Below are 12,799 nucleotides of genomic sequence, written 5' to 3' on the forward strand. Positions count from 1 at the left end.
TTGATTTTATTTAAAAAGTCGATTAGTTTATTAGTTGATGGGTTTAAGAGAGGTTTTAGTATTTGCCTTTAATTTCTTCGTAATTGATACGCAACTGTGGAATGTTAAGTACAGTTTCAAGATTCGCTTTTTCATTGATTACATTAAGCATGGATTGAAAAAATTGCTGTTGTGCTGAATATAATTGCGTTTGGGCTTGCCGTAAGTCAAAACTTGTTGAAAGGCCTTCCGTGAATTTTATTTGATTCTTGTTTTCAATACGCTCAGCTAAAGCAAGGTTTTTCTTTGAATTTTCATAATTTTCTATCGCGAACTGATAATTGCTTTGTGCTGTTGTTAGGTCAAGTTTTATTTGTTGCTTGGTTTGGTCTAAATCTGTCTTTGCTTGGTCTAACGCAATTTTAGTGCGTTGTGCAGCTGCGCTTCTCATACCGCTACTAAAAATAGGAACATTCAAACTAACCCCAAAAACAGAAGATTGATACCATATTTGATCCCCATTAAAAAAGCTAAAATCCTCACTGTTCGCTGAGGTTCCGTAATTTATAAAAGCCGAAAGACTTGGGAGAAATTTGCTCTTTTCCAGCCTATTTTCAAAATAGCGCTGCTCCGTAAGGTTAAAGGCGATTTTATAATCTACGTTATCTTCAATTTTTATTGACGAATCTAAAAGCGAAAGGCTTATATTTTGATTGGCCAATTGATCTAGGTTATCGGTCAATGTTACGGGCGCTTCCACATCAATACCCAAGGCAAGATTGAACATCTGCTTGGCGATAGCCTGACTTCTACGGGCATTGTTTAGTTGGGTTTCAATGTCCAAAAAAGTGATTTCAAGTTGTTCTACACTTTCTTCTTCCCCCAAACCGTTTTCGTAAATTTTTCGGGTTTCGTTGAGATTTTTCTCAAGGTTAGTTTTGTTTTTTTCAAAAATAGCTACTAGTTCCTGTGCCAGCAGAACACTGCCATAAGCATTAATTACACCTTTTCTGACCTCCAAACGTGTTTTTTCGTTGGCATTTTCGGAATATCTTAAAAATGCTTTTGCAGCCTTAATACCTACGAGGTAACTTCCGTCAAAAATTAATTGATTTAAGGTTGCAACCGCATTTGCATTTTGTTTTGTGCCGAAAGTAATAGGTACAAAAGTGCCGGGCTCACCGCCGCCAAACTCTGCGGGAATAAGCGATACAGGTTGTTTTAAATTGTTGTTATAAGATATACTTCCATCTATCTGCGGAAGGCCTTGCGCGGTGGTTTCCCACTTTTGTTTGATGGCTTTGGCTATATCTCGCTGTGCGTTTATGGAAGTATAATTGCTGTCAAGAGCAAAAGTTACGGCCTCTTCCAAACTGAAAGTGTAATTATTCTTTTGCTGAGAAAAACTCAGGGCAGTAAACAATAGGAAGCTGAATACTAAAATTTTGTTAGTCATTGGTTTGGTGCTCTTTAATGAATTTTGTTAGTGTTAAGAAACCTTCAGGTGTTACAATTCCACGTATATGATATTCAAGATATTCCTCTGTAAGAAACTCCGTTGAAAACTTTTCAATTGGAAATAGCTTTTGGTCTTTTATACCGTGAATTCCTAAAAAATAAAGTCTTGCAATAAAATCTATATCTAAGTTGCTTCGGTAAACTCCGTTTTTAATCCCTCTGCGTAGATTGGTGTGGGTACATTCCATCATTTTTTCAAAATGACTTTCTTTAATACCCTCGAATATTTCTGGATAATACTTTTGAAGCTGATATTGTGGCGAAGATTGTTCAGCCTCAATTGTGCCCATGACAAACTTCTTTATTTCAAATAACTCCTCAATAGGGTTTTGCTCATGAGAACAGATTTCATCAATTCCAGCAGTAATGTTATGTAGAATATTATGGGTACATTCTTTAACCAAAGCTGTTTTATTCTTGAAATGTGTATAAATAGTTTTTTTTGAAATGGCCATTTCATTGGCAATATCATCCATCGTAACACTTTTGAAGCCAAGCTTTAAAAAAAGATCAGTAGATTTTTGAATAATTTTTTCTTTCATAATAGAGCGCAAAGATATGTCTGGGAAACTATTAAAACAAAAAAAGTTTCCGAAGTTTTATTTTTTTAACACGGCATTAACAACACACCTATTTTTGTTCTTAAATTGTGCGGTTTTGCTTTGCTTGTTTTACTTTAGCCAAAATTTTTAACAATGGATTTTTTGAATAAATACAACAACGTGCTTCAGGAATATCTCGATAATGCTGTTGCCCAAAAAGAACCGCACCAACTTTACGACCCTATAAAATATATTCTTTCGTTGGGAGGTAAAAGGTTACGGCCTATACTTACATTAATGGTTTGTGATTTTTTTGGAACTGATTTTAAAAAATCCATACATGCCGCGCTTGCTGTAGAATTATTCCATAATTTTTCGCTTATTCATGACGATATAATGGATAATGCGCCACTGCGTAGGGGTCAAAAAACAGTTCACGAAAAATGGGATGTAAGTACCGCCATCCTTTCTGGTGATGCGATGTTGATTTTGGCATACCAGTTTTTTGAAAACTACGAACCAAAAATGTTTCAGGAACTTGCAAAACTTTTCAGCCAAACCGCACTCCAGGTTTGTGAGGGGCAGCAGCACGACATGGATTTTGAAACGCGTGATGACGTAACCTTGGTAGAATACATAAAAATGATAGATCATAAAACCGCAGTTTTGGTTGGAGCAGCAATGAAAATGGGTGCTATTGTGGCGGAAGCTTCTGAAAATGATAAAGACAAAATATATCAATTTGGAAGAAATCTGGGTATCGCTTTTCAGTTGCAAGATGATTATTTAGATGTTTTCGGTAACCCCCAAACATTTGGAAAACAAGTGGGGGGTGATATTATTTCGAATAAAAAGACCTTTCTTTATTTGATGGCAGTTGGGCAGGGATCTTCAGTACAGGCTGAAGAATTGGAGCATCTTTTCAGCATCAATCCGAAAGACCCCACTGATAAAATTTCAACAGTTAGAGAAATCTTCTTAACCTCCGGTGCTGCAGAAGCCACACGCGATGAGATTGAAAAATATAGCAATCACGCTTATTCCCTTTTGGAAACCATACATATTTCTGAAGAAAAAAAAGAAATGTTACACCAGTTCGGAAATAGCTTAATGCAGCGAAATGTTTAAAAATGGATAGGTAATTTCAGATTTTAGCGTTGAATGTATTTATGAATATTTTAAGAGTGTGGGTCATATAAATATAAACAAACCGGTCAGCTAGTTAATGTAATTATTGTATTTTTGTACCGTTTTATCAAAAAGACCCATTTGTACATTTACCATGGATAAATTTTCCTTCTTAAACGCGGTTCACCCATCATACATCGCGGAACTTTACGAAAAATATTTACAATACCCAGATAGCGTTGAACCCAGTTGGAGAGCTTTTTTCCAAGGATTTGACTTTGGCTCTGAGAATAGTGCCCAAGAATTTTTCGGCACTACGGAAACTGCAGAAATACCTCAGTACGCCGAAGGAGCGAATTGTGAGGATGTTGTGAAAGAATTTCAGGTGGTGAGATTAATTGATGATTATAGAACACGTGGTCATCTTTTCACCAAGACCAATCCCGTTCGCGAACGAAGAAAATATACGCCAACACTCGCTTTGGAGAATTTTGGCCTTTCTCAGCACGATCTTAAAACTACTTTTAAAGCCGGCGAGATTATAGGTATTGGCGAGACTACACTTGAAGAAATTATAAAACACCTTGAAAGCATTTATTGCGATTCTATTGGGATTGAATATATGTATATCCGCAAGCCAAATGAGATTCAATGGATTCAAAATAAGCTGAACGTTAATGACAATCAGCCAAAATTTTCAAAAGAACATAAAAAACATATTCTTAAAAAACTTAATGAAGCTGTGGCTTTTGAGAGTTTTCTTCACACAAAATATGTAGGTCAAAAACGATTTTCACTTGAAGGTGGCGAAAGTTTGATTCCTGCTTTGGATGCTTTAATTGAAAATGCAGCCGAAAGAGGCGTAGAAGATTTTGTGATGGGAATGGCACACCGCGGTCGTTTGAGCACATTGACGAATATCTTCGGAAAGAGTGCAAAAGATATTTTTAGCGAATTTGACGGAAAGGATTATGCGCAAGATATTTTTGATGGCGATGTAAAGTATCACTTGGGTTGGACTTCAAAACGAAAAACAGAATCAGGTAAAGAAATAAATTTAAATATAGCCCCCAATCCTTCACATTTAGAAACCGTTGGTGCAGTGGTTGAAGGAATAGCCCGAGCAAAACAGGACGATCACCATAAAGATAATCCCAACAAAGTTTTGCCAATAATAGTTCATGGTGATGCAGCAATTGCTGGCCAAGGTATTGTTTATGAAATTGTGCAAATGGCACAGTTGGATGGATACAAAACGCAGGGAACAATTCATATTGTAGTAAATAACCAAATCGGTTTTACAACTAATTATTTAGACGCACGCTCTTCAATTTATTGTACAGATGTTGGAAAAGTCACCCTTTCACCCATACTTCACGTAAATGCAGATGATGTTGAGGCTGTGGTTCACGCTATGCTTTTTGCTTTAGATTTTAGAATGGAATTTGGTCGCGACGTTTTTATCGATTTATTGGGTTATAGAAAATATGGACACAATGAAGGTGATGAACCTAGGTTTACACAACCAAAACTTTACAAGGCAATCTCCAAACATGATAATACTCGCGACATTTATGCAGAAGAGCTGATTGCGCAAGGCGTAATCGAAAAAGGGTATACCGATAAACTTGAGCAGGAATATAAAAATAAGTTGGAGGAAAGTTTAGAAAACTCCAGAAAAGAAGATAAAACCACGATTACCCCATTTATGCAAGATGAGTGGGAAGGGTATGAATATGCAGAAGAGGATAAAATGATGGAAACGGTCGACACGAAGTTTGACCTAAAAGAGCTTGATGAAATTGCTGAAGTAATCACGAAATTACCAGAAGATAAAAAATTCTTAAAGAAAATAGCCAAACTTGTTGAAGCAAGACACACAATGTATTTTGAAGATAACAAGCTTGATTGGGCTATGGGCGAATTACTTGCATACGGAACCCTTTTAAAAGAAGGTCACGATGTGCGAATGAGCGGACAAGATGTGGAGCGCGGAACTTTTTCGCACCGCCACGCAGTTATAAAAGTAGAGGATAGCGAAGAAGAAGTTGTGCTTTTAAACAATTTGAAAGGCGATCAAGGTGATTTTTATATTTACAACTCATTACTTTCGGAATATGGTGTTGTTGGTTTTGACTATGGTTATGCTATGGCAAGCCCCAATACACTTACAATTTGGGAAGCACAGTTTGGCGATTTTAGCAATGGGGCGCAGATAATGATAGATCAATATATTTCAGCAGCAGAAGATAAATGGAAGTTGCAGAATGGTTTAATAATGCTCTTACCTCATGGGTATGAAGGGCAGGGAGCTGAGCATTCTTCGGCTAGAATGGAACGTTACCTTCAACTTTGCGCAACAGATAATATGTTTGTGGCAGATGTAACAACACCAGCGAATCTTTTTCACCTTTTTAGAAGACAATTAAAAGTGAATTATCGCAAGCCGTTAATTGTATTTACGCCGAAGAGTTTGTTGCGCCATCCAAAAGTAGTTTCCACTAAAGAAGAATTTGCAAACGGAAGTTTCCAAATGGTAATTGACGATGCTGAAGTGAAAGTTGCAAAAGTGAAAACCTTGGTTTTTGTAACTGGAAAATTCTATTATGATTTGCTAGAGAAAAGAGAAGAATTAAAAAGAGATGATGTAGCGTTGGTTCGTGTGGAGCAACTGTTTCCATTACCAACGGATATAATGAAAAAAACAATTAAAAAATATAAAAATGCAGACGATGTGGTCTGGGCACAGGAAGAGCCTAAAAATATGGGTGCCTATTCACATATTATGATGCATTTTGAGGAAGCCAGAAATTTTAGGGTTTGCAGCAGAAAAATGTATGCAGCGCCTGCAGCTGGTAGCTCCGTAAGATCAAAAGCGCGACACGCTAAAGTTATTGAAAGCGTTTTCGATAAAAATATGGATTAGTTTTTCTAAAAATTTTTAAGAAAGACAAAAAGAAATTAAATTTAAAGAATTGTAAACTTGGGTTTATATTAAATAACAATACTATGGCATTAGAAATGAAAGTCCCCTCTCCGGGAGAGTCCATCACCGAAGTTGAAATAGCATCTTGGCTAGTAAAAGATGGCGATTATGTTGAAAAAGATCAAGCAATTGCTGAGGTGGATAGCGATAAAGCAACCCTAGAGCTTCCTGCCGAAGCCAGTGGTATCATTACTTTGAAAGCTGAAGAAGGAGATACGGTTGCCGTTGGAGATGTTGTTTGCATTATTGATACTGATGCCAAAAAACCTGGTGGAGATGATTCTTCAGATAAAAAGGAAGAGCCAAAAGAAAATACACCCAAAAAGGCGGATGCCAAAACACAAACCCCTTCAAAATCTTCTACTCCTAATCAAGAGCAGGATAAAAAAACATATGCCACAGGCTCACCTTCTCCAGCAGCCAAGAAAATTCTTGATGAAAAAGGAATGTCTTCAAAAGACATAAAAGGCAGTGGCCGCGATGGTAGGATTACTAAAGAGGATGCTTCAAATGCAACTCCTTCTATGGGAACGCCGGGAACTGGGAGCCGAGGTAGCGAACGCAAAAAACTTTCTATGCTTCGCCGAAAAGTAGCGGAGCGTCTAGTTTCAGCAAAAAATGAAACTGCAATGCTCACCACTTTCAACGAAGTGGATATGACCGCTATTTATGATTTGAGAAACCAATATAAAGAACAGTTCAAAGAAAAACATGGAGTAGGACTTGGTTTTATGTCATTTTTCACATTAGCAGTGGTTCGCGCACTGGAACTTTATCCAGACGTAAACTCTATGATTGATGGAGATTATATGATTACCTATGATTTTAAAGATATTTCCATTGCTGTTTCGGGACCAAAAGGATTAATGGTTCCCGTTATTAGAAATGCAGAAAATCTAAGTTTTAGAGGTGTAGAAGATGAAGTGAAACGACTTGCAATTAGAGCACGCGATGGGCAGATTACAGTTGATGAAATGACGGGTGGTACATTCACGATCTCTAACGGGGGTGTTTTTGGAAGCATGCTTTCCACACCAATTATTAATCCACCGCAGTCTGCAATTTTAGGAATGCACAATATTGTAGACCGAGCTATAGTTCGCGATGGTGGAATTGTAGTAGCGCCAGTAATGTATGTAGCGCTTTCTTATGATCACAGAATTATTGACGGCAAAGAATCGGTTGGATTTTTGGTTGCCATCAAAGAAGCTTTGGAAAGTCCTGAAGAGCTTTTAATGGATAACAATGTAAAACGAGCCTTGGAATTATAAATTCTATTAATTTATTGAAATAAAAAATCCGGCCAATGGCCGGATTTTTTTGGTTAGTTAGCTTAATATCTTCTTAATAAAAAATAATTGTATTAATTAGATTCAGTGAAATTATTAAAATGACCGAAATGATAAGAACAACAACCATTGGTTTTTTTGTGGTTGCCGAAGTAGCATACTCTTTTTCTTGATCTTCTATAAAGACTGAATCTTTCATATTGTAAATATCAGTCTTTTTATAGAAATATAAAATACGTGGTAACACGTAAATTTCGTGTTTTTACTTTTAAATATTTCTAAAGCAGCTTTTTATGATGTTCTTTCGCCCAGATAAGTAGACTGTTTGTTTTGGGTTCAATGTTGAGTTTTGTAATAATATTACTTCGGTGTTTTTCTACTGTGCGGTAAGAAATGAAGAGTTGCGATGCAATTTCTTTATTAGTCTTGTCTTGAGCTATTAACTTTAAAATCTTTTTTTCTGAAGGAGTAAGTGTGTTCAAATCGCTGTCTTCAAATAAAACAACACCAATAAGTTCTTTTATTTTTTCACTGAAAAAGGGAACCCCCTCAGTAACGGTTTTGATACAGTTTTCAATTTCCTCAAGAGCAAACTCTTTCAGAATATATCCAAAAATATTAAGCTCCTGTGCCTTTTGGTAGAGTTCTTTTTCTTTATGAAGGGTTATTAAAACTATTTTTGTTTCAATATCAATAGTTTTACATTTTTGAGCAATTTCAAGTCCGGACATATAGGGCATCTGAATGTCCAATATGGCAATGTCAGGTTCATTTTGAATTATTAAATTATATGCTTCCCTGCCGTCTTTGCCACTTCCCAATAAATTGAAACCTTTCTCAATTAAAAAATCGCTTAAACCTTTTAAAAGAAGTGGATGATCATCTGCAATAATAATGGATGGTGTAGTTTTAGTCATAAAGGAAATTGAAATTCAAGGATGGTGCCTGTGTCTTTTTTTGAGGTTACTTTCATTTGGCCTTTTAAAAATTTAGTGCGTTCTAAAAGTGTTTTTAAGCCCAAAGATTTTACATCTTGGTATTTTTCTGTAAAGTCAAAGCCCACCCCGTTGTCACGGATTGAAATAAGAATATTGTTTGTGAATTTTTTCACGGAAACCTTGCCCGCTTCGGCGTGTGCATGTTTCAGTATATTACTGAGACTTTCTTGAATAATTCTATAAATATTTACCTCGTCTTCTTTTGAAAATATATCGTCAATATTGTCAATTTCGGCTGAAATGAAAAGTGTTGTATTTTCGTCTATTAAATTAATAGTGTATTCAATTGCTTTAGTGATGCCTAGTTCCTGAAGTTGGAAAGGGTGCAGGTCTCGGGAAATGGTACGTATTTCTTCTATAGTATAATCCACCATCTTTTTTGTATCCTCATCACCGCTTGCAATAAGTTTGTTTTTGATAACCAATAGTTGCTGGCCAATACCGTCGTGTAGATCTTTTGATATTCTTCTTCGTTCTCCTTCCTGTGAAACCAGTAATTCTTGACTGAATTTTTCCTGTAAAATTTTATTACTTTTTAAATGTCTTTGATTACGGTATAACAATATTACCCCAAATCCCAACAAAATTGCAATTCCTCCAAAAAGCATTGCTTTCTTGAAACTTTCATTGTCCTTTTCAAGCAAGGTAATGTTTGATGTCTTTTCAACCAGTTCCTTTTCTTTTTTTTCTGTTTCGTACAGCGTTTGATAATAAGCAAGTGCGTTTGCGGTACTTCTATTGTAGATAGAATCTTTTATGGCGTTAGAAGCTTGGTTATATTCCACGCTTTTTTTATAATCGCCTACTTCAAAATATATTTCAGACAAAAAGGAATAAGAGCCCATTATTTCGTCTTCCATGCCTAATTTTTTAGCAACATCCAGTTTTTCCTTTGCGAGAGCTAATGCTTCGTCATACTTTCCTGTAGATTGCAGATATTTGGCCTTTCCGCCAAGATAGTTGAGCATGGCAGAAGGATTTCTGGAAAAATCAAAATCCAGATTTTCTATGAGATCCAAATGTTTTTTTGCTTCTATAATTTGATTGTGTTCACAATAGTATTCAATAAGACGTGAGTGGATGCCTATAAAAATAGATTTATCTGAAGCTTTTTTATCAAAAAGTTTTTCTGCTAAAAGCAGTGATTTATACTCCAAATCACGCTCGTTCATCTTTTTGTAATCCAATGCTTGATTATAATATTCGTTTGGTAAAAATGAATTTAGGTTTAAACCCTTCATCTTTTCAATAAGAGCATTTCTCTCTTTCATGGCTTTTTCATAAAAACCATTCATACTGAACATAGTGATGACGCCTTCCTGTGCAAAAACCATATAGGTGTATTCCTTTTTGGCCTCGTAAATGGTATAAGCTTCTGTGAAATCTTCACCAGCCAAAACAAATTTTCCCAATTGTGAATTTGCTTGACCCCTAAAAAGATAAGTGTCCGCTATATTTAAAGAATCTATGGACGAAAAATTTTTAAGAGCGAGATTATAGTCTTCAATCGCTTTTTTGAGATCAACTTTTGTGTTGGCTTTTCCGCGTTTTATGTAGAGTCCTCCTAGCAATAGGCTGTCTTTTATCTTGTACTTTCGGGCGAGCACACTATTTATTATTGTTATCGCATTTAGCGGATCGTTTGCATAATTGGTAAGAGGATTCTGAAGATTCATTGCCTTTTTGGCGGCCCACTCAATGCTGTCTATTTCCTGAGCCAAACTTATATATTCAAGGCTATAATTAATAAAATATTCTGGATTTGTTGAAAAAGTTCGAATTAACAGGCTGTCCAATGCTGCTAATTTTAGGGATTTGTCACGAGTTGTGTTTACAATTTTTTCAAAATATGAAACATCTTGGCAGTATCCTGAGAGAGGATAAAGTGTAATTATAAAAAGTAAAACCAATAATTTTTTCAATACCGCTGAATTATCTGGAGTGAAGATAAAAGTACTTAAATTATTGGAAATAAACCATATCTGAAAAGCATTCTATTTTAAGTAAAAACAATTTCTGCCATAATCAATCACTGCTCGGTGCTGTTTTAAAAAATCTGCGCCAATAATACCATGCACAGGTTTTTCATTTACTTGTGAAAGTGCTTCGTTAACATGCGAGAGGTCAAAAAGCACAAAATCCATATTTTTTATTTTCCAGTTCTTTATGCTGAACACATTTCCTCTAGAAAGCATGGTTTCCATATTTACAGCACCAGCTCCCGCGGCTTTAATGATACTTTCTTCGCTTATCAACAAAAAATGGGCGCTATCAGTAAAGCCTACACAACTTGTGGAAGCGCCTGTATCCAGTATAAAATCGCCCAAAACACCATTTATTTTTGCTGAAAAAAGATAGTGGCCCGTAGCAAGCATTTTCAGTGGAACACGATAAAATTCTTGAGCTTCAATAAATTCGCGTAATTGCATCAACTTTTTTGTGTAAAGATAGTAAACAAAATAAGTAGCTTTGCACCTATGTTGACAGACACACACACACATTTGTATAGCGATGCCTTTGCCGAAGACCGCAAAGAAATGATGCAGCGCGCTTTTGATAAAGATGTAAAACGTTTTTTCATTCCAGCTATAGATTCCGCTTATACAGAATCCATGTATGCTTTGGAAAAGGAATATCCAGAAAATGTTTTTTTAATGATGGGCTTGCACCCAACTTCAGTAAAAGAAAATTTTGTGGAGGAATTGGCACATGTTGAGGAACAATTCAAAAAAAGAAACTTTTATGCGGTGGGCGAAATAGGCATTGATCTTTATTGGGATAAATCTACTTTGGAAATCCAAAAAATAGCTTTCAGAAGGCAAATTCAATTGGCAAAGAAGTTTAAATTGCCCATTGTCATTCACTGCCGCGATGCGTTTGATGAAATTTTTGAAGTGCTAGAAACCGAGAAAAGTGAGGATCTCTTTGGAATCTTTCACTGTTTCACTGGAACTTTTGAACAGGCAGAAAAAGCAATCTCTTATAATATGAAACTGGGCATTGGCGGTGTTGTTACCTTCAAAAATGGAAAAATTGATACTTTCTTGAACCAAATTCCTCTAGAGAACATCGTTTTGGAAACAGATTCGCCCTATCTTGCCCCAGCGCCTTTCCGCGGAAAACGCAATGAAAGCAGTTATTTGGAATTGGTTTCTAAAAAGCTTTCGGAGATTTACAATGTCTCGGAAGAAGAAATAGCGCACATAACCACTAAAAATTCAAAAGCAGTTTTTGGTATATAAAAAGGCATAATAAATATGACAAAAAAACCAAACATACTCCTTATATATACCGGCGGAACTATCGGGATGATAAAAGATTTTGAAACAGGCGCACTGCGCAATTTCAATTTTAATGAATTGTTGAATCATATCCCCGAACTTAAACTGTTGGACTGCCACATTACAACCACTACATTCCCAAAGCCTATAGATAGTTCCAATATGAATCCAAAGTATTGGATAGATATTGCAACAATTATTGAAGATAACTATGAAAAAATGGACGGCTTTGTAGTACTTCACGGCAGTGATACCATGAGTTACACAGCTTCAGCCTTGAGTTTTATGTTGGAGAATTTAGGCAAACCCGTCGTTTTCACAGGTTCGCAATTACCCATTGGGGATTTAAGAACAGACGCAAAAGAAAATTTAATTACCTCAATACAGATTGCTTCACTTCAGGAAAAAGGAGTTTCAAAAATTGCTGAAGTTTGTCTGTATTTTGAATACAAATTATATAGGGCAAACAGAACAACGAAAATAAACGCAGAACATTTTGAAGCTTTCGCCTCGCTAAATTATCCAGATTTGGTGCAAAGTGGCGTTCATTTAGTTGTAAATAATGAAGCTCTTTACCGCCCTAACCGGAGAAAAAAGTTAAAAGTCCACAAAATGTTGGAGCGGAATATTCTCTTGGTAAAAATGTTTCCAGGAATAGATGAAGCAACCATAAAATATCTTTTTGAATACCCAGAAATAAAAGGATTGGTGCTTGAAACCTACGGAAGCGGAAACGTTACCAATGCAGAATGGTTTATAAATTCACTCAAAAAAGTAATAAAAAAAGGAATTCCTGTAATCAATGTAACGCAATGTTCTGGCGGAAGTGTGAATATGGGGCTTTATGAAACTAGTACAGAACTTAAAAAAATAGGTGTTATAAGCGGGAAAGACTGCACTACTGAAGCTGCTTTGGCAAAATTAATGTATTTGTTAGGACAAAAAATTTCGGCTAACAGCTTCAAAACCATATTCGAAACCTCTTTGCGTGGAGAAATGCAATAAATTAACCTCTTAAATAATTTTATAGCGTTGTTTTTTTTTTGATATTTGGCACTCCATTCAAAAAATGGCTGAA

11 protein-coding genes are annotated in these 12,799 nt (G+C 35.9%); 5 read left to right on the forward strand and 6 right to left on the reverse strand.

All coding sequences use genetic code 11. The features are described 5' to 3' along the window. Positions 1-55: 55 nt before the first annotated feature. Together AEQU1_RS03510 and AEQU1_RS03515 are read right to left on the reverse strand one after the other, a co-directional pair. On the reverse strand, positions 56-1,435 hold the full coding sequence (locus tag AEQU1_RS03510; protein WP_111878798.1) for a TolC family protein: 1,380 nt from the start codon (positions 1,433-1,435) through the stop codon (positions 56-58). Further along, positions 1,428-2,039 carry a TetR/AcrR family transcriptional regulator gene (locus AEQU1_RS03515; protein ID WP_111878799.1) on the reverse strand — a complete coding sequence of 204 codons (612 nt, stop codon included), beginning with the start codon at positions 2,037-2,039 and terminating at the stop codon, positions 1,428-1,430. Before AEQU1_RS03515 ends, AEQU1_RS03510 begins: the two co-directional genes overlap by 8 nt. A 153-nt stretch (positions 2,040-2,192) precedes the next feature. On the opposite strand from AEQU1_RS03515, the gene AEQU1_RS03520 reads away from it, so the two are divergent. The 3 genes from AEQU1_RS03520 to odhB all read left to right on the forward strand — a co-directional run bounded on the left by AEQU1_RS03520 (position 2,193) and on the right by odhB (position 7,424). Further along, a complete protein-coding gene (locus tag AEQU1_RS03520; protein ID WP_111878801.1) occupies positions 2,193-3,167 on the forward strand; it encodes a polyprenyl synthetase family protein in 975 nt (324 codons plus the stop codon). A gap of 154 nt (positions 3,168-3,321) precedes the next feature. Continuing rightward, a complete protein-coding gene (locus tag AEQU1_RS03525) occupies positions 3,322-6,093 on the forward strand; it encodes a 2-oxoglutarate dehydrogenase E1 component (protein WP_111878803.1) in 2,772 nt (923 codons plus the stop codon). Between the two features lie 83 nt (positions 6,094-6,176). Continuing rightward, entirely contained in the window at positions 6,177-7,424 is a 1,248-nt protein-coding gene (gene odhB, locus AEQU1_RS03530) for a 2-oxoglutarate dehydrogenase complex dihydrolipoyllysine-residue succinyltransferase (RefSeq protein WP_111878804.1), read from the forward strand. Positions 7,425-7,497: 73 nt separating this feature from the next. Here the strand turns inward: odhB and AEQU1_RS03535 are convergent, their stop codons facing one another. The 4 genes from AEQU1_RS03535 to AEQU1_RS03550 all read right to left on the reverse strand — a co-directional run bounded on the left by AEQU1_RS03535 (position 7,498) and on the right by AEQU1_RS03550 (position 10,869). Further along, positions 7,498-7,641: a hypothetical protein gene (locus AEQU1_RS03535; protein ID WP_181566698.1), complete on the reverse strand. Its 144-nt coding sequence runs from the start codon at positions 7,639-7,641 to the stop codon at positions 7,498-7,500. A gap of 79 nt (positions 7,642-7,720) precedes the next feature. Then, on the reverse strand, positions 7,721-8,359 hold the full coding sequence (locus tag AEQU1_RS03540; protein ID WP_111878806.1) for a response regulator transcription factor: 639 nt from the start codon (positions 8,357-8,359) through the stop codon (positions 7,721-7,723). After that, complete coding sequence (locus AEQU1_RS03545; protein ID WP_111878807.1) at positions 8,356-10,362, reverse strand: sensor histidine kinase; 2,007 nt, start codon at positions 10,360-10,362, stop codon at positions 8,356-8,358. The genes AEQU1_RS03540 and AEQU1_RS03545 overlap by 4 nt, the downstream gene beginning before the upstream one ends. Positions 10,363-10,434: 72 nt before the next feature. Then, positions 10,435-10,869 carry a TIGR02281 family clan AA aspartic protease gene (locus tag AEQU1_RS03550; protein WP_181566699.1) on the reverse strand — a complete coding sequence of 145 codons (435 nt, stop codon included), beginning with the start codon at positions 10,867-10,869 and terminating at the stop codon, positions 10,435-10,437. 48 nt (positions 10,870-10,917) lie between these two features. Here AEQU1_RS03550 and AEQU1_RS03555 point away from each other — a divergent pair, with 48 nt between their 5' ends. Then, positions 10,918-11,682, forward strand: coding sequence for a TatD family hydrolase (locus AEQU1_RS03555; protein WP_111878810.1), 765 nt, complete (start codon positions 10,918-10,920; stop codon positions 11,680-11,682). A gap of 15 nt (positions 11,683-11,697) precedes the next feature. After that, the gene (locus tag AEQU1_RS03560; RefSeq protein ID WP_111878812.1) at positions 11,698-12,726 is read left to right on the forward strand and encodes an asparaginase; all 1,029 of its coding nucleotides are present in this window, start codon (positions 11,698-11,700) and stop codon (positions 12,724-12,726) included. Positions 12,727-12,799: the final 73 nt, after the last annotated feature.

It is taken from the genome of Aequorivita sp. CIP111184, from assembly GCF_900489465.1.
Lineage (GTDB): Bacteria > Bacteroidota > Bacteroidia > Flavobacteriales > Flavobacteriaceae > Aequorivita.

Coding starts and splice junctions, on each gene's coding strand:
- AEQU1_RS03510 (WP_111878798.1), bottom strand. CDS start 1,435: ATGACTAACAAAATTTTAGTATTCAGCTTCCTATTGTTTACTGCCCTG.
- AEQU1_RS03515 (WP_111878799.1), bottom strand. CDS start 2,039: ATGAAAGAAAAAATTATTCAAAAATCTACTGATCTTTTTTTAAAGCTT.
- AEQU1_RS03520 (WP_111878801.1), top strand. CDS start 2,193: ATGGATTTTTTGAATAAATACAACAACGTGCTTCAGGAATATCTCGAT.
- AEQU1_RS03525 (WP_111878803.1), top strand. CDS start 3,322: ATGGATAAATTTTCCTTCTTAAACGCGGTTCACCCATCATACATCGCG.
- odhB (WP_111878804.1), top strand. CDS start 6,177: ATGGCATTAGAAATGAAAGTCCCCTCTCCGGGAGAGTCCATCACCGAA.
- AEQU1_RS03535 (WP_181566698.1), bottom strand. CDS start 7,641: ATGAAAGATTCAGTCTTTATAGAAGATCAAGAAAAAGAGTATGCTACT.
- AEQU1_RS03540 (WP_111878806.1), bottom strand. CDS start 8,359: ATGACTAAAACTACACCATCCATTATTATTGCAGATGATCATCCACTT.
- AEQU1_RS03550 (WP_181566699.1), bottom strand. CDS start 10,869: ATGCAATTACGCGAATTTATTGAAGCTCAAGAATTTTATCGTGTTCCA.
- AEQU1_RS03555 (WP_111878810.1), top strand. CDS start 10,918: ATGTTGACAGACACACACACACATTTGTATAGCGATGCCTTTGCCGAA.
- AEQU1_RS03560 (WP_111878812.1), top strand. CDS start 11,698: ATGACAAAAAAACCAAACATACTCCTTATATATACCGGCGGAACTATC.